Origin of the sequence: Sphingobacterium sp. UBA6317, from assembly GCF_002440385.1 — a bacterium.
Lineage (GTDB): Bacteria > Bacteroidota > Bacteroidia > Sphingobacteriales > Sphingobacteriaceae > Sphingobacterium > Sphingobacterium multivorum.
In genome coordinates this window covers 1-22,108 of record NZ_DJTD01000066.1, presented here as the reverse complement: position 1 = coordinate 22,108, position 22,108 = coordinate 1, and the positions used below count along the sequence as shown (strand labels likewise).

General features: G+C 39.6%; 17 protein-coding genes. 14 read left to right on the top strand and 3 right to left on the bottom strand.

Going from position 1 to position 22,108, the window contains the following annotated elements; all coding sequences use genetic code 11:
* The first annotated feature begins 25 nt into the window (after positions 1-25).
* From B3E92_RS21525 to B3E92_RS21505, 5 genes are all read left to right on the top strand, one after another.
* Positions 26-1,921, top strand: coding sequence for a hypothetical protein (locus tag B3E92_RS21525; RefSeq protein ID WP_286898259.1), 1,896 nt, complete (start codon positions 26-28; stop codon positions 1,919-1,921).
* A gap of 106 nt (positions 1,922-2,027) precedes the next feature.
* Positions 2,028-3,818 carry a TrkH family potassium uptake protein gene (locus B3E92_RS21520; RefSeq protein ID WP_286898258.1) on the top strand — a complete coding sequence of 597 codons (1,791 nt, stop codon included), beginning with the start codon at positions 2,028-2,030 and terminating at the stop codon, positions 3,816-3,818.
* A gap of 109 nt (positions 3,819-3,927) precedes the next feature.
* Positions 3,928-4,614, top strand: coding sequence for a potassium channel family protein (locus B3E92_RS21515; protein ID WP_046673051.1), 687 nt, complete (start codon positions 3,928-3,930; stop codon positions 4,612-4,614).
* Positions 4,615-4,617: 3 nt separating this feature from the next.
* On the top strand, positions 4,618-4,938 hold the full coding sequence (locus B3E92_RS21510; protein WP_046673052.1) for a YbjQ family protein: 321 nt from the start codon (positions 4,618-4,620) through the stop codon (positions 4,936-4,938).
* Positions 4,939-5,338: 400 nt separating this feature from the next.
* On the top strand, positions 5,339-7,819 hold the full coding sequence (locus tag B3E92_RS21505; protein WP_070560936.1) for a YfhO family protein: 2,481 nt from the start codon (positions 5,339-5,341) through the stop codon (positions 7,817-7,819).
* A 27-nt stretch (positions 7,820-7,846) separates the two neighbouring features.
* Here the strand turns inward: B3E92_RS21505 and B3E92_RS21500 are convergent, their stop codons facing one another.
* Positions 7,847-8,443, bottom strand: a complete 597-nt coding sequence (locus B3E92_RS21500; protein ID WP_286898256.1) for a ribonuclease HII — start codon at positions 8,441-8,443, stop codon at positions 7,847-7,849.
* A gap of 269 nt (positions 8,444-8,712) precedes the next feature.
* On the opposite strand from B3E92_RS21500, the gene B3E92_RS21495 reads away from it, so the two are divergent.
* The 3 genes from B3E92_RS21495 to fabD all read left to right on the top strand — a co-directional run bounded on the left by B3E92_RS21495 (position 8,713) and on the right by fabD (position 14,118).
* Positions 8,713-11,550 (top strand): outer membrane beta-barrel protein, encoded by a 2,838-nt coding sequence (locus B3E92_RS21495; RefSeq protein ID WP_286709829.1) that lies wholly within the window; start codon positions 8,713-8,715, stop codon positions 11,548-11,550.
* 230 nt (positions 11,551-11,780) lie between these two features.
* Positions 11,781-13,010, top strand: a complete 1,230-nt coding sequence (locus tag B3E92_RS21490; RefSeq protein WP_070560942.1) for a M16 family metallopeptidase — start codon at positions 11,781-11,783, stop codon at positions 13,008-13,010.
* A 217-nt stretch (positions 13,011-13,227) separates the two neighbouring features.
* A complete protein-coding gene (fabD, locus tag B3E92_RS21485; protein ID WP_070560944.1) occupies positions 13,228-14,118 on the top strand; it encodes an ACP S-malonyltransferase in 891 nt (296 codons plus the stop codon).
* Positions 14,119-14,470: 352 nt separating this feature from the next.
* On the opposite strand, the gene B3E92_RS21480 is transcribed toward fabD, so the two are convergent.
* The gene (locus tag B3E92_RS21480) at positions 14,471-15,202 is read right to left on the bottom strand and encodes an RDD family protein (protein WP_115046318.1); all 732 of its coding nucleotides are present in this window, start codon (positions 15,200-15,202) and stop codon (positions 14,471-14,473) included.
* A 115-nt stretch (positions 15,203-15,317) separates the two neighbouring features.
* Between B3E92_RS21480 and B3E92_RS21475 the strand changes: the two genes are divergently transcribed.
* From B3E92_RS21475 to B3E92_RS21450, 6 genes are read left to right on the top strand one after another with little or no spacing between them, the layout of a single operon-like run.
* Positions 15,318-16,280: a stage II sporulation protein M gene (locus B3E92_RS21475; protein ID WP_115049359.1), complete on the top strand. Its 963-nt coding sequence runs from the start codon at positions 15,318-15,320 to the stop codon at positions 16,278-16,280.
* Entirely contained in the window at positions 16,271-17,182 is a 912-nt protein-coding gene (locus tag B3E92_RS21470; RefSeq protein WP_286752832.1) for an ABC transporter permease, read from the top strand. Before B3E92_RS21475 ends, B3E92_RS21470 begins: the two co-directional genes overlap by 10 nt.
* Complete coding sequence (locus tag B3E92_RS21465; protein WP_286767452.1) at positions 17,175-18,050, top strand: DUF4129 domain-containing protein; 876 nt, start codon at positions 17,175-17,177, stop codon at positions 18,048-18,050. Before B3E92_RS21470 ends, B3E92_RS21465 begins: the two co-directional genes overlap by 8 nt.
* Positions 18,047-19,240: a DUF4350 domain-containing protein gene (locus B3E92_RS21460; protein WP_286767453.1), complete on the top strand. Its 1,194-nt coding sequence runs from the start codon at positions 18,047-18,049 to the stop codon at positions 19,238-19,240. Before B3E92_RS21465 ends, B3E92_RS21460 begins: the two co-directional genes overlap by 4 nt.
* Positions 19,237-20,226 (top strand): AAA family ATPase, encoded by a 990-nt coding sequence (locus B3E92_RS21455; RefSeq protein WP_286898254.1) that lies wholly within the window; start codon positions 19,237-19,239, stop codon positions 20,224-20,226. The genes B3E92_RS21460 and B3E92_RS21455 overlap by 4 nt, the downstream gene beginning before the upstream one ends.
* On the top strand, positions 20,226-21,554 hold the full coding sequence (locus tag B3E92_RS21450) for a DUF58 domain-containing protein (RefSeq protein ID WP_286898252.1): 1,329 nt from the start codon (positions 20,226-20,228) through the stop codon (positions 21,552-21,554). Before B3E92_RS21455 ends, B3E92_RS21450 begins: the two co-directional genes overlap by 1 nt.
* Here the strand turns inward: B3E92_RS21450 and B3E92_RS21445 are convergent.
* The gene (locus tag B3E92_RS21445; protein ID WP_286767455.1) at positions 21,547-21,951 is read right to left on the bottom strand and encodes a Dabb family protein; all 405 of its coding nucleotides are present in this window, start codon (positions 21,949-21,951) and stop codon (positions 21,547-21,549) included. The two genes, B3E92_RS21450 and B3E92_RS21445, sit on opposite strands and share 8 nt — an antisense overlap.
* Between the last annotated feature and the right edge of the window lie 157 nt (positions 21,952-22,108).

The following is a 22,108-nucleotide window of genomic DNA, read 5'->3' as shown; positions in this document are numbered from 1 at the left end:
GAAATTACAAAGAGATTGTGACTTTATGAAGCCTATTTTCAAATGGATTCTTGGTATTGTAGCGTTTATCCTACTGGCGTTGGCTGGTGGTATTTGGTATTTTAGCAGTAAGTGGAAGCCCCTTTTAGATACTAAAATCAAGCAGCTGGTGTCTCAAGCAACGGACAATTTGTATACTATTACATACGACGATATCCACGTCAACCTATTATTAGGTAATATAACAATAGACAATCTGCAGCTCGTCTCAGACAGTTCCGTATATAAAAAGTTGGAGTTGGTCAAAAAAGCGCCAGATAACCGCTTTGAAATTTCCATCAATAGGCTGAAAATAAAAAGCTTTGGTATCCGAAGGGTATTAATGGATAAGGAACTTTTTTTGAATGATATCACCGTCGAAACACCAACGATTCATGTCATCAATGAGGTACACCGTTATAACGATACGGTGAGTAGGGGACCTAAAAAACCATTGTATGAGAAGATAAAGGATAATCTGAAAAAAATTCAGGTTCGGGCTGTCAATTTGAATGATATCGATTTTAAATATACGCAGGTCCAAAAAGGGGTTTATCAAGATTTCGAAGTCAAGAAGGTCAAGGTTCGTATAGATGACGTTTTAATCGATTCGACTTCTGAGCGAGACAAGCAGCGCTTTTATCATACGAAAATGATTGATATTGAGGTTCCTGGTTTTACCTATAAAACTCCGGACGGGTTTTATAAAGTAAACTTTGATCAGTTGAAAATCAATAGTAAAAATCGCAATGTCCTCTTGACTAAAGTTGCTTATCAGCCGACGCTGAATAAGGCTGCTTATTACCGGAAGAAAGGTGAAGGTGGAAGCTATATGGTGCTGAAAATGGATACCCTGCTTTTGACGGGATTCAATTTTGCCGAGCTTTCTCGTGATAAGAAAATATATGCACAAAATGCACGCTTAAAAAATGGTTCTCTTTCGATTTATAGTGATAAACATTATAAAAGCCCACCAACCAGTCAGATTGGAAATGCTCCGCACATGAAATTAATGCAGATGTCGACACGCTTGGGAATTGATTCATTAATTTTAGATAATATAGGAATTACGTATGCTGAAATGAGTGATGAGTATAGTCAAATCGGTACCATTACTTTTGATCACACGTATGGCACGATATTGAATGTGACAAATGATTCGACAAAATTGATTAAGCAGAAGCTCATGCGTGCAAATTTGAGCAGCAATTTTATGAATGCGGGCAAGCTTTCTACCAATTTTGTTTTTGATATGACCTCTAAAGTTGGGGCCTATACCTACAAGGGCACACTTGGGAAAATGGATCTAACGGTCGTTAATAAGATGATCCGGCCATTGTTAAATGTTGAGGTTAAATCGGGCAATCTCAGTCAGATTACATTTGACATATGGGCTAACGATTACCGTAGTAAAGGAACCTTTAAAATGGATTATGATGACCTCAAAGTTAATATCCTGTCGGAGCCAGGTGATGACGGTCGTCGAGAAAAAAAGGGGCTGCTGTCTTTTATGATTAATCAGGTGTTGTTTAATCCGGGCAATCCGGATTTATACGGTAAATATACGGTAGGGCATATCAATAAGCGCAGGGACCACAATCATCCATTTTTTAAAGCGATGTGGCAGACTTTGTTGGTTGGAATTAAGCAATGTGTCGGCCTTGGTCCAGAACGGGAAGCTAAACTGATGAACACAGCTGGAAAAGTTGAAAAAGTCGTTGGGGGAATCAGCAAGGCCAAGAAAATGATTTCAAGTATATTTAAGAAGCACAAAACGCCTGAGGAGTTGCTGAAGGAAGAAAAAGAAGATGAGGCCAAAGAGGCGGCAAAGATTGAAGAGAAGCGGAAGCGTGACCGTGAAAAAGCTGAAAAGGAACTCGAGAAAGAAGGGGCAGGAAATTAAAGATCCGTTTCACGTGAAAAGGTTGCCTTGGTTAAGTCGGCGTGCCAAAAAACACAACGGAGATAGATTTGCATTTATTGACAGATTTATCTTAGTTTGAGACATTATGATAGATTCGATTTTAAGTTTTATCCGATTTGTTTTCAAATATAAAAATGGGCTTGTAGACAAAATCATGTTCTATGTGAGCATGATTTGCGCTGCAATCGTTTTATTTAATGTAGGCTATGTTACTGATCCTGCATTAGGGAAATTGCTGGGTAAAACAATTCATTATCTATTCTTTGTGCTCTTTTTCATGATTGCTCTCCGCGAGTCATCCTCCATTTACGCACTCAAAAAAATTGCTGTGGAGCATTACTCGGGCTTGGTTATTCTCATTTACTTTGTATTTATTCTTATTGCCCGTTTTGCAGGGTTTGGAGCACTCGCTGTTTTTTCAAGAGAACAGTGGGTTTATCTCGGAATCTATCTAATTTTTATCGCGGAGCTGTCGAAGAGCACACTTTTCTTTGATAATTTTTATTTTAATCCGACCATATTATTTGTCATCAGTTTCCTCGCTCTTATCCTGCTTGGCACGGTACTCTTGATGTTGCCGCGGACCACGGTAGAAGCTCCGTTAAGTTTTGTGGACGCCTTATTTATGGCAACAAGCGCTGTTTGTATCACGGGCTTGTCGGTTGCCGATATTTCAACAAATTTTAGCATGTTCGGACAAACTGTGGTCATTGTCTTGATACAGGTTGGAGGATTAGGTATTATGACATTTACAGGTTTTTTTGGTTATTTTTTTTCGGGTGGATTTTCATTTAAGAATCAATTGATGTTTGGTGAAATTTTAGGTGAAAATAAAGTAGCCTCCGTCATTAAAACCCTATTGACCATGATCTTTATTACGCTGCTGTTTGAATTTCTTGGAGCGATACTGATCTTTAGTACCTTGGAAAGTGCTAATTTCCCAAATTTGGGGAGCATGGTTTTCTTTTCGATCTTTCATTCCATTTCGTCATTCTGTAATGCTGGATTTTCGATCTTATCTGGAGGAATTACCCATGAAGCCTATAAATTCAATTATCCGTTCCAATTGGCATTGTCCTCGCTTTTCATTCTGGGCGGTCTGGGGTTTGGAATAGTATTGAATTTCTACACCTATATGAAAGAATCCATATTGCTTTATTATCACCGATGGATCACAAAGAAAAACTATAAGCATAAAGCATGGAGCTTTAGCTTTAATTCTAAATTGGTGCTGGTCTGTAATGCGATTATTATTGTAGGTGCCACTTTGTTTTTCTATTTCTTGGAGCGAGGGAATACACTTTCTCTTGAAAAGGGAATCGATGGGGAATGGGCGACTTCCTTCTTTATGGCCAATGCCGCACGTTCGGCAGGTTACAATAGTGTTGATTTGAGTTTTGTTGGGCCACCAACTGTTTTTTTGATTATGCTGCTGATGTGGGTCGGGGCCTCTCCCGGATCTACTGGTGGGGGAGTAAAGGTAACTACCGTTGCTGTTTCACTGTTGAATATTGTTTCGCTGGCTAAAGGAAAAGAATATATAGAGATTTTTAAAAGGCGAATAGCCGGCGAATCTGTTAACAAGGCTTTTGCGATTATTTTATTGTCGTTTTTTGTGGTTGGATTTAGTTTTTTTGTGCTCATTTTTACTGATCCAGATAAGAGTATGAAAGCACTCCTCTTTGAAGCACTATCAGCCTATACAACATGTGGATTAAGTTTGGGGATTACACCCTCGCTCAGTATGGGGGGGAAATTAATTATTGCGTTGACAATGCTTGTTGGACGTGTTGGGATGTTGACGCTATTGGTGGCTTTTATTAAAAATACAACCCGGAGAAATATTGTATTTCCGGAAGAAAAGATCTTGTTTTAAGCAGACAAGTGACCGTTTTGGCTAAATTTGATGCCTTTATCAGCGGAATATGAGCATATAAATTGAAAGATAGCTTGGAAATAAAGGTAAATTTATTTTAGTTTGAGATATGAAGTATATTGTTTTAGGATTGGGGCATTTTGGACGTTCTTTAGGGGTACATCTTACTGAACTCGGGCATGAGGTGATTGGTGCCGACCGAAATCTCAGTATCGTTGAACAATTAAAGGACAAGATAACGCACACGGTATGCCTAGATACCACCGACCGAGAAGCGGTATCGTCATTACCGCTTAAAGATGCTCATGCTGTCATTGTTGCAATTGGAGAGGATGAGGGAGCTTCGCTCATGACCGTGGCGCTCTTAAAACAGTTGAAAGTTAAACGCATCATTGGTCGAATTGTTTCAGATTTACAAAAAACTGTGTTGGAGGCCATGGAAATCAATGAATATATCATGCCGGAAGAAGAGGCTGCTGAGCGGTTGGCAATGCGTTTAGACAATATTGATATCGTCGATTCGTTTAAAGTCTCGGATAAATACTCTATTGTGGAGACTAAAGTTCCGGCGCGTTACGTGGGGATGACCTTGCGTGAAGCGAACCTGACGAATTTATACAAGGTGATCGTCTTAACCACCGTGAAAATTACAGAAATGAAAAAGGATGGTGTGACTAAAGAACAAAAAGAAGCTTCAGGAATTGCCGCATCGGAAACGATCATGGAAGAGGGTGATATTTTGGTTGTTTTTGGTGAGCTATCCAATATTAATAAGTTAATTCAAAAAGGAGAATAAAATATGTTATTGACAACAACAGGTACTATTGAGGGACACCAAATTGAACGCTATTTGGGAATAGTCTCTTCCGAAGTGGTTCTGGGGGCAAATGCAATCAAGGATATGATGGCGGGTTTTCGCGATTTTTTTGGCGGAAGATCCAACTCTTATGAACGCGCATTCCAGGAAACCCGTGAAGCAGCGCTGCGTGAACTTGAAGACCGTGCACGCGCCTTGGGCGCTGATGCGGTCGTTGGGGTTCGACTGGACTTCCAGACGGTAGGAACAGGAGGAATGATGATGGTGGGCGCAACGGGAACGGCGGTAAAAATGAGATCTTAATTACAAGGGGGCAAAAAATTTTGCTCCCTTTTTTATGTGTCCCTCGCTAAGGCAACCTTTCAGCTATTGAGTGCCCAAAGGCTTGGCCCGGTTTTTCTAGATACCTTCTATTTATGTATTTAAAAGGAAGAGCGATCGATTGCCGAGTCAATACAGCTAACACCTTGCTGTTAACAGGACACTGAGCGATAATTATAATTGTATATAAAAACAAATTTATCTAAGTTTGGCTTTTAAGACTTTTAAACAACCTAAGAAGGTAAATGAAATCATCGAGATTTATCAAACCGCGAATAATGTGTTCATAGATACAACGAAAAGCAAGTTATGAATGAACGATTATTTGGTAAGTTGAATAAATTAGATATATTCATCACCTTAAAATGACAAATTTATACGGATGAAAAATTGGTTTAAGGCGAATTCAGCACATTTGATCGTTATTGCGATATTTATTGCGCTCGTATTTTTTTATTTTACCCCTGTTTGGCAAGGAAAAACACTGGCGCAGTCGGATGTGGTACAGGCGCAGGCGGCGCAGAAGGAATTATTTGATTTTAAGGCAAAGGATGGTAAAGCGCCCTTATGGACTAACTCGATGTTTGGCGGAATGCCGACTTATCAAATTTGGCAAGAAAATGAGAATAACATTGGTACCTATTTCTTAAAAGCGGTTAAGTTCGCCTTTCCGAGCCCAATGGATACGGTGCTATTTTATTTGTTGGGGGCTTATTTCCTTTTTAGTGTCTTACGGATCAAACCCTGGCTTGCCGCAGTCGGCGCAATAGCCATTGCATTTACATCCTATAATTTTATTTATATTGAAGCTGGGCATATAACAAGGGCCAATGCAATCGCATTTATTCCGCCTGTTATTGCTGCGGTTATTATGTGTTACCGGGGAAGTAAATTGTGGGGGCCTGTATTATTGGCGTTGTTTCTTTCGCTGGAAATTCGCGTCAATCACTTACAGACAACCTATTATCTGTTGATTGTCCTCATGGTATACGTGATTTTCACGTTCATCGATGCACTTAAACAAAAGCAATTAAAAGGTTTTTTTATAGCTTCAGGAAGGCAGATTATTGCAGTGGTCATCGCTTTGATGGTAAATGCATCTATTTTATTGCCGACTTGGGAATATAGTAAATTAAGTACGCGTGGGCATGCCAATATCACGAAGGTTGATAACAACAATGCTAAAGAGAAAGGGCTTGATAAAGAATATGCCTATGAGTGGAGCCAAGGGATTGGTGAAACCATTACCTTTTTAATTCCGAATGCCTATGGTGGTTCAACTGGAGGACAATTGGACGAGAAATCACATGTCGCTAAGTTCTTAATGGAACGAGGAGGGGCGTCGGAGATTCAAGCTGGCCAGATGGCGCAAGGCATGCCAACCTATTGGGGCGACAAACGTTTTACTTCGGGACCATGGTATTTTGGGGCAGGAGTTTTCTTCCTATTTGTGTTGGGCCTTGTTATTGTCAAGGATCGCTTCAAGTGGTGGATTTTGGCAACAACCATTTTAGCATTGCTTTTGTCATTTGGAAAAAACTTTACCCTTGTATCGGATCTGTTCTTTGACTATTTCCCCATGTACAATAAGTTTAGGGCTGTTGAATCTATTCTTGTTGTGGTTTCTATTACAGTGCCAATGATGGCGATTATGGCATTAAATGAACTGTTAACACGTGCTAAGGAGATACCAAACTTAGATAAAAAAATCTTATATACTTTTATTGGAGTCGGTGGAGTCTGTCTGTTGATTGCCATAATGCCGGATCTCTTTTTGAATTTTGGAAATGCGGGGCATAGCAATTTGGTAGAAATGTTAGAGCGTCAAATCGGTGATAAGGCCTTTGCGACAGAGTTGGCAAACCAGTTGGTTCTGGATCGCAAAGATATCGCGAGTAAAGATGCCTACCGTTCTTTTTTCATTGTTTTGCTGACCTTTGGATTCGTTTGGGTCTTTTTAAAGAAAAAACTGAGCGAGGGTGTATTATTAGGGGCTTTGCTCGTCTTATTCCTGTTTGATTTATGGAGTGTAGATAAGCGCTTCTTGAATGATAAATCTTTTATGGAGAAGGGGGCTACAGCACAGCAAGTATTCCAACAACGTGAAGTGGATCAATTGATCTTAATGGATAAAGATCCAAGCTACCGCGTGCTTGACTTGACTTCGGATCCGTTTTCGGATGCCCGGCCGTCCTACTTCCATAAATCCTTAGGCGGATACCATGCAGCAAAATTAATGCGTTTCCAGGAAATTTTGGAAAATCAATTTAATGGCGCCCTTAACGAAGATGTATTGGATATGTTCAACGTACGTTATTTGATTACGACAGATCCTCAGAATCAGTCACAACGTATTGTAAGAAGAAGTACAGCTGCAGGAAATGCTTGGTTTGTAGATCGGGTAAGTTTTGTAAAAGGAAATGCCGAAGAAATGCAGGCAATCAGTTCGTTTGACCCACATAAGGAGGCCTTTGTGAATCAACAATATCAAAATGAGATTAAGGCTAAAACTTCGAATGCTTCAACGACAGGAGAGATTAAGTTGACCTCCTACCATCCCGATAAAATGCAATATGAATATACATCTGCCAATGATGCCTTTGCGGTATTTTCTGAAGTATTTTACGATAAAGGGTGGAAAGCTTATGTGGATGGAAAGGAAACGCCTATTATTCGTGCGGATTATATCTTAAGAGCACTGCAGTTACCTGCAGGAACGCATAAGGTAGAATTTGTTTTTGATCCAGAGTCGCACAAATTGGGTAATGTATTGACTTTAATCTCGTCTATTGTTCTAGTATTGGGAATAGGGGCGGCGATATATTTCTCCTTTAAAGGGAATAAAAAAGAAACAGTGGCTTAGCTGCTGTTTCTTTTTATTGTGTGAGCTTTAGAATAATTTGAGTTGTGGATCAGTTATTCTAAAGCTTTTTCTATGATGTGGCGTAGACCCATGCGCCAATACAGCTGTTCTGTGTTTAACTGTTGGGTACCCTTTGTTGTTGAGCCAGTCGTAGTGGGGATAATCCACAGCAATGTTGTCCATATATTCATCCCGATAAGTTTTGGCCAGAATTGAAGCAGCTGCGATCGACACATACTTGCCATCCCCCTTGACGATACATGTATGCGGAATTTGTTGATAGGGAATAAACTTATTTCCGTCAACGATGATATACTCCGCTTTGGTCTTTAAGAGATCAAGCGCCTTGTGCATGGCTAAGTAGCTTGCATTATGGATGTTTATGCGATCTATTTCTTCGGCTGAAACACTGGCAACTGCAAATGCGAGAGCTTCGCGTTCGATAATTGGCCGCAACATCATCCTTTTTTTCTCACTAAGTTGTTTGGAGTCGTTAAGGAGATCGTGGTAATAGTCTGTTGGGAAAATCACTGCTGCAGCGAAAACGGGCCCTGCCAGACAGCCCCTTCCAGCTTCGTCACAACCGGCTTCAATCCACTGTTCCTGATAATATGATAATAGCATATGCGATTCTTAAAATAGCCGAAATTACAAATAAATTTGGAGTTATTTATTGTAACTTCTGTGTGAATATTGGCCATTTACATTAATTAACACTAATAATGTCTTCTTTTGTAAAGATTTAGAGCACTAGACTATTAATATGATGGAATAATTTTCATTAGCAAAATAAGAAGTTGTTCCGGTCTGGGCCATATTGTTTCAATATTAAACTTGGGCAATAGTTTTGGTGTCAAAGATTTAACAATTATAGAAATATAAAAATACATATTATGAGAGGCTTTATGCTTTTGTTGTTTAGTATGCTGATGGGATGGACTGTTTATGGCCAGACGAATAGCGTACAGGGAATCTTGAAAGATGACAAGAATCGAATTGTTGCCGGGGCGACGGTTAAGCTGACGTCAAAGTTGGATTCTATGACTACAGGATCCAATATGGCGGGGATTTTTATCTTTGATAAGATCAAATCCGATACCTTTAAAATTACCGTTTCAAACTTAGGCTTCGAGCGCTTTGAAAAGGAATTTAGTATTCCTAAAGGCGAGTCAAAATATATAATTCCAAGTTTAACTTTACAACAGAATTCACAGATGCTGCAGGAAGTTGTGGTTGATGGTGTCCCTACTGTCGTTGTTAAAAGTGATACCCTGGAATACACCATGAAAGATCTAAAGCTCCGCGATGGCGCCGTTGCGGAAGACGCGTTGAAAAAGTTACAGGGAGTCGAAGTGGATAAAGATGGTAACGTTACAGCACAAGGTGAATCCGTAAAGCGGGTTCGTATTAATGGTAAGGACTTTTTTGGTGGAGATGTAAAGACAGCTACCCAAAATTTACCTGCAAATATTATCCAAAAGATGCAGGTCATCGATGATTATGGTGATATGGCCAATGTCACTGGCAATAAAAACGGTGATTCGGAAAAGGTGTTGAATATTCAGATAGATCCCAAATACAATACTGGGCATATGACTACCCTACGGGCTGGCGTGGGAACAGAAGATCGCTATCAGGCTACCGGTATGTGGATGGGGATGCGTGAAGGTGAACAAATTTCGGTGCTGGGGAATTTGAACAATACCAATGCCCCCTTATTCGATTTTAGTACTGTAGGTGGTGGCGCCCGCCGTGGCCAGGGTGGTGGCGGCCGCCGAGGTGGTGGTATGTTTGGTGGCTCGGACGGTTTGACAAAAATTGGTTCCATAGGACTGAATTACCGCAAAGACTTTAATGATAAACTGACTGTTTACGGTAGCTATAGTTTTAGCCATAGCAACAATACAACACTATCCCAACGTTTTCAGGAAAATACACTGCCTAATATCATGCAGACGGACAGTGTGACATCCAATTCGAACACGGTTGGTGATAGCCATCGTTTCGAAGCAAATGTCGAATGGAAGCCTACAACGAAAGATTATATCAAAATATCGCCTCAGTTTGGCTACGACAAGAGCGATGCAACGACAGGTACGAATTCGCTCACGTATCGTAGTAGTGTATTTAATAATTCTCAGGCGCAAGATATTGTTGCCAATTCCACTGCACCGAGATTTGGGATTAGCGGTTTATACAATCATAAATTTAATGATAAAGGAAGGAATGTTTTTGTAAACATGAACTTCAATAATGCAAAAACAACGAAAGATCAGAATGCCATTCTGGATAGGTTGTTGGCCGATCCCAACAATGCAAATGCTCCCTTAGATTCGATCTATGAGAAGACGATTCTGGAAGCTAATAATAAAAGTTGGAATGGAGGAGCCTCGGTGAATTATACTGAACCTGTTTCCGAGAAAGGAAAAGTAGAGTTTACCTATGATTTCAACAAAAATAAGTATGATAATTCGAACAAACAGCAAGGATTTGACCGCGATGGAAACCTTATAGCAGAAGACCCGAAGTTGAATTTTGATTATAATTACGATTATTCCTTCACAACACATAAAATAGGGGCAAACTATTTGTATAGTGGCGATAAAATAACCTATTCCATTGGAGCAGCAGCTCAACCTTCCCAATTAAGAGGAGATGCGATCAGTTCAGGCTTAGTCGTTCCAATTCATCGCAACAATATGAACTGGATGCCTATTGCACGTTTTGAGTATAAATTTTCGAGACAGTCCAATATCTCTGTCAATTATTCGGGAACACCGAATGAGCCTTCAGTAACGCAGATCTTGCCCTTTGATATGAGTACAAATCGGACCAGTATCGTAATCGGTAACGCCAATCTGAATCCGGAATTTAGCCATCAATTGAATGTACGGTTCCGTAAAAATGATTTTCAAAAAGGAAATAACTTCTTTGCGTTCGTTAATGCCGGTTTGACTAACAACAAGATTGTGAGCTTGAGCAAAAGCTATTTTGATGATTTAATGGACTATCAAACTGGACAAACAAATTCTACGTTAGTATCCGAAACTGGCTACTTGAATGAAACAAGCGATAAACCATTTAATGTGAGTTCTTTTTATCATTACGGAAAGTCATTGAAAGAAAAAACATATAATATTATGTTAATGGGCGGGGTGTCCTACAACAAAAATATTGGATATGTTTCTACGGAGAAAGATGATAACATCGGTCAAAAGAATGTTGCCCGGAATATTGTATTAAATCAAGGTTTGATGTTTAGATACAACCCTTCGGAGAATTTGGAAATCAATCCGGGAGTACGCTACCAATTTAATCATACGGAGAATTCATTGACAAATCGTACGACGAATGTTTCTTCTTGGACACCCACATTGATTGGCTCTGTTAACATCACAAAAACTACAATTTTCGGAGCGGATCTATCGAAGCAATTCAATAGTGGTTATGGAGCCGGTATCAATGCAAACCCGTTTGTCATCAATACGTACCTTGAGCAGAAGTTCTTGAGTCAACAACGTGGTACAGTACGTTTACAAGCATTTGACTTATTGAATCAGCAAACGAATGTTTCCCGGACAGTGAGCGAATCTATGATTACAGATAGCCGTACCAACCGTTTGGGACGATATTTTATGATTTTGTTTACCTACAAGTTCCAAAAATTCGCTATGGGGAACCCTGAAGGCGAGAACAGATTCCCAGGCGGAATGAGACCACCGCGTATGTAATTTGAATAATCTTATTGCTATAGGATATAAAAACGGTCATAGTGATTTCGCTATGACCGTTTTGCGTTTAAAAATGCCTAGTTTTGTGATCACTTCATGTGCCCTATGATTTGAAGATTGAGCAAAGTGGCGAAAGAATGTACGATTGTATATTTTTTTGGAGGAGATAGTCAAGGCTAACGGGCACACAAAATAGATAGACTAAAGAAGTTACAGCAAGTTTATACTGCATGGAATACGAAATTATTAGACTTTCAAACGGAATACGCGTAGTATTTCAATATCAGAATTTACCGGTTACACATGTCTGCATGGTCATCAATGCGGGGTCTCGGGATGAGTCTGCTGGAAAATATGGTGTAGCCCATTTTATTGAGCATCTTTTATTCAAACGAACAGAAAGACGCTCTACACAACAGATTATAAATCATTTGGAATCCGTTGGCGGAGATTTGAATGCTTATACAACGAAGGAATATACCTGTGTACATGCCTCTATTCTTCAGCCTTATTTAAGTCGTGCCTTAGATCTTTTTGAAGATATCTTTTTTCATTCCACTTTTCCCGATATAGAATTGGATAAAGAAAAATCTGTCATTGTAGATGAAATGGCGTCTTACCTGGATAGCCCAGAAGAGTCTATTGTAGACGATTTTGAGGATCTGGTTTTTCAGGGGTCGGGTTTAGGACACAATATTTTGGGACTGGAAGATCAGCTTCTCGCACTACAAAAGGGCGATATCGTAGACTTTATGCAGGCAAACTATGATACAAATGAAATGGTTATTGGTATCACAGGTAATTATACGCTAAAAGAAGTTGAGCGATTGTTGCACAAGATCTTTGGTGGTGTTCCAGCAAATACAATTATGCGGATGAGAAACGATGTCAATCCAATTATTGAACAGCATCTTGCAGTTGCAAAACCAATTAATCAGGTTCATTACATGCTTGGATCTTTGGCTTACGGTTATCGTGATGAGCGTAAGACAGGGCTGTTGCTTTTGAACAATATGCTTGGCGGCATGGGAATGGGTTCTATTCTGAATCTTTCTATTCGGGAGAAATATGGAATAGCCTATACCATTGAATCTAATTATACTATTTTTTCGGATACAGGGTTATTTAGTATTTACCTCGGTACCGATGAAGAAAAAGTTGAAAAAGCTAAAAAACTCGTCTTTAAAGAACTAGCGAAGCTAACCGAGCAACCGCTATCCGAAACTGCAGTAAAAAAGGCGAAGCAGAAATTTATTGGTCAGATTGCTTTGACCGAAGAGAACCGTATGAGTATGATTATCTCTGCCGCGAAAAACGTGATGGACTATGATCGTGTCATCTTATTGGACGAAGTAATTGAAAAAATTCAGGACTTGACTAATACAGGGCTGCTGGAAATAGCGCAAGATGTATTTGACCCCAAGAAGATGTTATCGCTAAGTTTTGTTCCCGAAGACTGAATTTAAGGATCGATAGATCCTTCTGAGGAGATGAACAATATGAGATCGAACGGCCGAAGATGGGAATATAGCTGGCTGAAATGAATTTATATTGCATATAAAAAGCAATTTATCTAAGTTTGCGCTTACGGGAATTCGTTCTCATCAACCATTGACTGCAGAAAGCAGATTCAATACCTATTGTAGCAGACAAATAAACGAATAAAAAATATAAGGGATGAAAACAGCATATGTATTTCCTGGTCAAGGGGCCCAATTTGTTGGAATGGGGCAAGACCTGTATAATTTAAATGATGAAACGAAAGCTTTGTTCGAACAGGCTAACGATATTTTAGGATTTCGCATCACGGATGTCATGTTTTCCGGTACAGACGAGGAGTTGAAACAAACCAACGTAACCCAACCGGCTATTTTCTTGCATTCGGTCATTTTGGCAAAAGCATTGGGAGAGTCTTTTCAACCGGACATGGTTGCAGGTCACTCATTGGGTGAGTTTTCGGCTTTGGTAGCAGCGGGCGCACTGAGCTTTGAAGATGGCTTGAAATTGGTTGCACAACGCGCCAACGCGATGCAAAAAGCATGTGAGCTTCAGCCTTCAACGATGGCTGCGATATTAGGTCTGGAAGATGCTATAGTGGAAGAGATCTGTGCTAAAGTTGATGACGTTGTGGTGGCAGCGAATTATAACTGTCCCGGACAATTGGTGATTTCGGGATCTATTGAAGGTGTGGATAAAGCTTGTGCTTTGCTGACCGAGGCCGGTGCTAAGCGCGCATTAAAGCTAAATGTTGGTGGAGCATTTCACTCACCATTGATGGAATCTGCCAAAGTCGAATTGCAGGCGGCTATCGAAGCTGTAGACATTTTGTCGCCTAGCTGTCCGATTTATCAAAATATAGATGCCAAACCACAGACAGATCCAGCGGTTATCAAGGAAAATCTTATTGCGCAATTAACTGGCGCTGTACGGTGGACGCAGACAGTACAAAATATGTTGGCCGATGGTGCAACAGCTTTTGTAGAAGTCGGTCCAGGAAATGTATTGCAGGGATTGGTTAAGAAGGTTGACCGTCAGGTGCAGACTTCTGCGGCTTCAGTGACCGCGTAACAAAATATTCAGTATAAAAAAAGGAATTATTTTGCTGTGCCCTCAAAAAGTGTCCAACTTTTTGAGGGCATTTTTTATGAACGAAAAATCGGAATCACATCAAGAATTACCTGTCCATCCCTGAAAAATGTTTACAAAAGGTCTAATACGGTTCTTACTTTACCTCAAGAATTAACCTGTAAAAATGGATAAGACATAGCGATCAGTTTCGGAGATTACTCGGTGCTTATTCGGTACTTGTTCGGAGCTCGTTCGGTACTTCTTCGGTTGCAAGCGAAGAAACACCGAACGAGCTCCGATTGATATCCGTTTTTTAACCGAGAGAATGCAGAATCAACTATGAGCGTAAAAACTATTTATCCTTAAACATGCTGTAATGATCTTTCATGACCTGCAGCACGAAGTCGTTGGGAGTCATTTTTTCAGGATGTTTGACTTCCATAACCGCCTCAAGACGCTGGACCAAAGCTGTTAAAATGCCCACATCTCTTCTATCAAAAGCTGTTTGGTAGATCTCTTTGACCGAATTAGCATCCTTGTCGCTCAATTTGATAACCTGTGGAAATAGAATTGGATGATTGTCGAAAGTCTCTTCGTAAATTGTGTCGCTCAATTTTAATGTAGGTTTGAGGCTGATAACGGAAGTTTCTGCGGCAATATCTCCAATGCGTTGCCCATTTTTGGATAAAACGATCGAGGTAATGGCGACACCACCCATCGTCATCCAAATATCTACAATAGATAGACTCCATCTGGACAAGTATTGATAAAAGTTGGCTCGCGAACCGTCAAGTTTAACGACCTTTATTTTCATGATTTTCTTACCTACTGTCTGACCACCAAAGGCGGTTTCGGTAATCAATGTGTAAAAAAACGCGGGTAGGGTCAATGCCATCATAACGCCATAAAAAAGATAGGGATCTCCTGCGTTCATGTTTATGCTGTCCAAGAGAAAGAAGCAAAAGAAATAATAACAGACTATAATAAAATAATCTATTGCAAAAGCGATCATTCTTGAACCAAGACTGGCAAGATTATATTCGATTTTTACATTTTGTGCTGTATTTATCTCAAGCTTATTCATATGTAAATTATTTGAGTTTAATAGCAATATAGAATTTCTAGGTCATTTTAGCTCCAATTTGTGCTTTTCAATCATGGATATTTCCTATATTTGGTTCAGCCAGTTAAAAAAATTAATGAGAGAAGCATCCTTTGTAGAACGAAATAAAGAAAAATGGACGTTAATTGAAAATAATTTATCAATTAATATGCAGGTTGATCCAGATGAACTGGCCTCAAATTACATTGAGCTCACTAATGATCTGGCGTATGCACAAACTTTTTATCCTGAAAGTAAGGTAAAGGCTTACCTGAATGAACTGGCAGTGACCGTGCATCAGAAAATCTATAAAGATCAGAAAGCTTCCAATAATAAGTTTAAATCTTTTATCAATGAAGAGATACCGCAGGCGATCTGGTCAATCCGTAGACCTTTGTTGTACTCCTTCTTAATTTTTGTTTTGGCTTCAGTCATTGGTTTTGTATCGTCTGTATACGATATGGATTTTATTCGGCTTATTTTAGGTGACTACTATGTCGATTCGACGATAGAAAGTATAAAAGCAGGAGATCCTGCTGCAGTATATGGGAAGGGGAGCAACTTTGGATCAGCGATTTGGATTACGATTAATAATGTGCGGGTTGCTTTTATGGCCTTTGCTGCCGGACTATTTTTCAGTGTAGGGACAGGTTATGTGCTGTTTAGCAATGGTATTATGCTTGGTGCATTTCACCATATGTTTTTCCAGTATGGCGTTATGGGGAAAGCCATGTCGGCGATTTGGATTCATGGCACTATTGAGATTTCGGTAATTATTGTGGCAGGAGGATGCGGATTGGCCATCGGTAATAGCATTCTATTTCCCAAATCGTTTACACGTTTGACATCGTTTGTCCGTACAGCAAAGATTGCAATGAAAGTTCTCGTCAGCACGATTCCTTTTTTTATTATAGCCGGAACATTGGAAGGTTTTGTAACACGGTATTATAATATGTCAATTTGGTTATGTTTAATAATTATCGTTTTATCCGTACTGGCTATCCTTTATTTTTATGTTATTAATCCTTATCGACTAGCAAAACGATTTCAATGGAAATAGATTTTGAGTTTCAAAAAGAACGGAAGGTGGGGGACTTTATCCAAAGTTTCATAGATCTTTTTAAATTGATCTATAAGCACTTTGTTTCTACTATTTTTGGTTTATCTGCGGTTCCCCTAGCAGCGATTGCTTTAGTTTACTATTTTCTTTCTACAAAAATCACTTTTTCGGCTAATAGCGATTCTTTTGAGGATATCGATGCTTTTACTTGGGCTGGATTACTCATTTTGGCATTGATCGCTTTGGGATTGTACGTTTATGGTATTTCCATTGAATATTTTATGCTACTCAAAGAACGTAAAAGCACAGCATTTTCAGGATCGGAAGTATTCAGAAATTTCAGATCTAACCTCGGTAAATACTTTATGTTTTTGATTGCCATGATATTGGCTTTAATCGTTGTCTTTATCCCACTGGCAATCGTAGCTGTGATTTGTGCATTTATCCCTTTTATTGGAAGTTTTGCCATTGGTATATTGGGCTCGATGGTTGGGATATGGTTGTTTTGCTCTTTTCTATTTTATCGGGAAGGTTATTCGGATCTGGGAAGCTGTTTTACAGATGCCTATGTCATGCTGAGCAAAAAATTGATTCAATACGGTATCGCAACCTACATTGTGAACTTTATTTTTCAAATGGCTGTCATGATGATTTCCATTGTACCATTGATTATCATGGGGCTTTTGTCATTTAACTTCCTTGGAATAGATGCCGCTTTCTTTGACTCATCCTGGGGAAAACTCCTGATGACATTTGGGGGCTTATTTATCACACTATTTACGCTCTTTCTTTATATGTCCGGCGTTTTGGCCAATGGTATTATTTATGAAACAGCCAAGGATCTCAAATTTGGAGAACGTATTTATGGCATGATCGAAAAGATAGGAGGAAAAGATGAATAAACTCTTGTCTTTTTTCTGCATTGCCTGTTTATCGATTATGTACGCCTGTGATCCCAAGCCAAGGGACACGGACTCCAACAGCGATAGGATTGATTCACTTAATGTGCAAATAGATTCAACCTTGGTGGGAGCAGATTCTGTCCGCATTGATTCTGCAGTAAAGGCTCCTAATGGCCAACAGGGAAAAGACGAAATTGACCTGTGGGATCCAACATTATTTGATTCGGTTCCAAAATATACCGAAGAACGTTCGTTTAAAATGGATCCTTATCAGGATATCATCAAACGTTACGAGACAGACGATTTTGTTTATTCTGAAAATATTAAAGATCGGGTGGGCGTATTGCAACGCATCCTTGCCCGGCTCGCCGATTGGATCGGGAGTATCATGCCGGATAATCCTTATAAATTTCGGGAAGAGTTTGGCTATGTATTTGCCTTCTTAGCTGTCATCGCATTAGCGTTTATTCTTTATAAAGTGCTCTACAACAGAAAACAATATTTTATTAAGCATAGTGAAGAGGAAAGTGAACTGGACGTTTTAGCGTATGTGGAGCGAAACCTGATGAATAGCAACCTGGAGCCTTATATTCAGGAGGCTATCGCTCAAAGGAATTATGCATTGGGTATCCGGTACTTACAGCTATTGAATATTCAGAAACTAGCGCAATCCGATCATATCAAATGGAAGCTGAGCAAAACGAACGCTGAATTTACACAAGAGATTCAAAACGAGGAGCTCCGTCGTGGATTTGCGGAATGTACAAGAATATTTGATTATGTCTGGTTTGGTCAATTTGAATTAACAGAGGACAATTTTAATCAATATCAGCAATTGTTTCACCAGTATCAAAAACAAATTAAATGAAGGGATCGGTAAAATTTGGATTGATATTATTGACTGTTGTGTTAGTGTTAATAGCCCTTATCGATGCAACAAGTAAGAAACCTATTATCTGGGATCGGACTTTTGATGCAAAAGATAAAAATCCTTTTGGCGCTTATGTGCTACGTCAAGAACTAAAGCATATCATTGATCAAAAGAACACAACGATTGAGCGACCATTGTATGAATATTTGGACAGTACAAAGAAAACCGACGCTAACTTATTTTTTTACACCTCCTATTTTTCAATGGGTGAAGCAGCGGAAGATAAATTACTGGATTATGTAAACCGGGGTGGGAAAGCAATGATTGTAGCCGAGGATATTGATCCTTATCTGTTGGATTCCCTCGGTTTGAAAACAGATAACTTCTATGGTTTTAAAAAAGGTGTGAATATAAAAAGCCAACTGCGTGTGCGGTTGATGAACGATAACAATAAAATTCATTATAGTAAATCAGATCTTGGCGAAGTATTCGAAAAACTTCCTAAACATGCGACCATTTTGGGCGCGATTACCTATAAGGAATTTATGTTACCGAACTTCATAGCCGTTCAATTTGGTAAAGGGACATTCTATCTGCACCTGACCCCTGATTTATTTGGAAACTATTACTTGCTGAATTCCGCTTCGCAATATGCCTATGTTGCTAAGTCGTTATCTTATCTAAATGATAAGCCGATCGCTTGGTATGATTTTAAAGCGAATTTGGAGCAATATCGGACACCTTTGCGTGTATTGCTTATGAATGATGGTCTTAGGCAAGCTTGGTATGTTTTGTTGGCGGGGCTAGTTCTTTTGCTTGTATTTCGAAGTAGACGAGAGCAGCGAGCCGTGGCGGTCGTGAGCCCAGAACCGAATCTCTCGAAGGACTTTTGTGGAACCATTGCTACTTTATATTATGAAAATGGCGCACCAGGTAATATGGTCGCAAAAAAAATAGATTACTTCCTGCACGATCTTCGGATGCGGTTTCATTTGGACACGCTGATGTTGCGGGAAGAGGAGTTCAGTGAGGAGCTGGCTGAGCGGACTGGAGTTCCGCTCCTAGAGACGCAGTCTTTAATCAGGCTGATTGTTCATATGCAAGATGCCAAACAACATGATGTGGCTGATCTTAAGATGATTAATGATACAATAGAAGAGTTTAAACATAAAGCAAAAATGATATGAGTGACTTCGATAAATATATATCTTTTGAAAACCGAATAGATGTCTCGGTTTTATTCGATAAAATGGCGCAGGTAAAGTCGGAGGTGAAAAAAGTCATCGTTGGGCAGGATCAATTGATTGACATGCTCTTAATCTCGATCTTGGCCTCAGGGCATTCTTTGATCGAGGGCTTACCCGGGATGGCGAAAACATTATCCGCAAAATTGATCGCCAAAACGATTCACAGTGAATTTAAGCGGATTCAATTTACACCGGATTTAATGCCCTCGGATGTAACCGGTTCGTCGATACTCGATTTGAAAAGTAATGAGTTTGAATTTCGTAGGGGCCCCATTTTTGCAAATATTGTTTTAATCGATGAAATCAATCGTGCTCCCGCAAAGACCCAGGCAGCACTTTTTGAAAGCATGGCGGAGCAACAGGTGTCGGTAGATGGAACAACCTATCAATTGCCAGGGCCGTTTGTTGTTTTTGCGACGCAAAATCCCATCGAACACGAAGGTACTTATCGATTGCCGGAAGCTCAGCTCGACCGTTTCTTGTTTAAGATCAATGTGAACTATCCTGAACTTGAACAGGAATTGGAAATATTGAAGGAGCATCATGCTCAAAAAGCACAGAATAAAGAGGATCAGGTTCAGGCTGTCGTTTCGGCCACAGAAATTTTAGAATTCCAGAAATTGATCAAGTCTATTTTTGTGCACGAGGAGTTGCTAACTTACATTGCTCAAGTCATTATAAAAACACGAACTAATCCAAGTTTGACACTAGGTGCCTCACCGCGGGCTTCTATTGCTTTGTTGGAATCAGCAAAGGCTTCAGCTGCGTTAACAGGCCGCGACTTTGTTACTCCTGAGGATATTCGGAGGGTAGCATCTGCCGTACTGGGCCACCGTGTCATGTTGACTCCAGAAAGGGAAATGGAAGGATTTACCACCGCTTATGTCATCGATCAAATCATAAATTCTGTAGAAATTCCAAGATAATGAAGAAACTAAAACAGCTTTTTCTAACAAATCAATTCTTCTACTCCCTATTGGGGGTAGCGACACTCTTTACATTTTCTTTTTTCGTTAAAGGATTGTTGATTGTGGCCTGGATTGTCTTTTGGATCTGGTTGGCTGTTTTGGCTTTTGATTTTATTGTCTTATTTTCAGGGAAGGGCAGAATTGAGATCACAAGGATATATCCTGAAAAATTATCCAATGGAGATGAAAACCCGATGAAGCTTATGGTGAGCTCTTTTTATCCATTTGCAACAAAAGTAGATGTTTTAGAGGAGTTTCCGGTGCAGCTCCAAATTCGGGACAAGGATTTTGCAGCCAGTTTACCCGCTTTTCAACGCTCTGAAATTTCATTTTCCTTGCGGCCTACACAAAGGGGAATTTATCAGTTTGGTCGTTGTATGGCTTTGGTTAGACGTTTTGGATTTTTCAAAAGAAGGTTTGTTACCAATCAAGAACAGGAAATCCCCTGTTATCCATCCTATATTCAACTACGAAAATATCAGCTTTTGGCAACAAGTAACCGATTGAATGAACTGGGGATAAAGCGTATTCGACGCATTGGTTCAGCCATGGAATTTGACCATGTTAGAGAGTATGTGCAGGGGGACGATTATAGGCACATGAACTGGAAGGCATCTGCAAAAGTAAAGGAGCTGATGATCAATCAGTATGAAGAGGAGAAGTCTCAGCCGATCTATTCATTTATTGACTTAGGTCGGGCAATGCGTATGCCATTCAACGGTCTTACCTTATTGGACTACTCGATTAATGCTGCACTTATTCTTTCCAATGCGACCATCTTAAAGCAGGACCGAGCTGGATTATTAACCTTTTCAAAAGATATCAATGCATTTATAGCTGCAGAGAAGAGGAATAATCAAATGCATAAGATTTCAGAAGCACTATACCAGGTGTCGACCAAATTTGAGGAGTCTGAATTTGGAAGATTATATAGTTATGCCAATGCGCATATTAACAAGAGGTCGCTTATTTTTGTATATACCAATTTTGAGACCTTAGATTCCTTAAGACGTCAGATAAATTATCTGTCGATGTTGAATAGGAGCCACATTATCGTTGTTGTCGTCTTTAAAAACGTAGAAATAGAGGATTTAGCGAAAAGTACGCCTAAAAAGACAATCGAAATTTACAATCAGGTCATTGCTGAAAAGTTTATCTATGAAAAACAGCTTATCGTACAAGAACTGATTCGCAACGGCTTTCAGACAATCTATACAGCGCCCGAAAACCTGACCATCAACTCCATCAATAAATATTTGGAAATTAAGGCCCGGGGCCTTATTTAATGATGGAGGTATCTTTGACCATTACTTTTGTCCAAAGATGCTGATATTTTTCGATCGCTTTTAAATGGATTGGATGTTTCTCGTAGCTGGTAATATCTTTAAGGTTTTTGAAAGTGACGATCAAGGTATAGTCGAAGCTGTTGTCTACGACAGGTCGCGGGTTTGTTTGAGCCGGGACGCCGTAATTAAGTGTTTTGATGACGTCGATCTTGCGCAATTCCTCAAAAAATCCAACAAAATTCTTTTTTTCTTTTTCACTGAGCTCTTTTTTTAGCCAAAAATTCACAACGTGGACAATAGTGGTAGGTTGGATATCTTCATCCGATTGAACATTATTTGCCCATGTTGGGGCAGTTACTAGCACCATCGGTGCAAGAAGAAAATTGCGTCTTTTCATGATTGAAACGGTTTAGAACGTTTAAGATACAAAACCTGCGCGATTTCACCAATAGTCTGGGTATAAAAGTCGGTTCAAACTGTTTAAGAATAGAATGCTGAGAAGGCGCTGTGAAGGGATGGGTATAAAGTTGAATAAAAAAGAAGCTGTCTCAAAT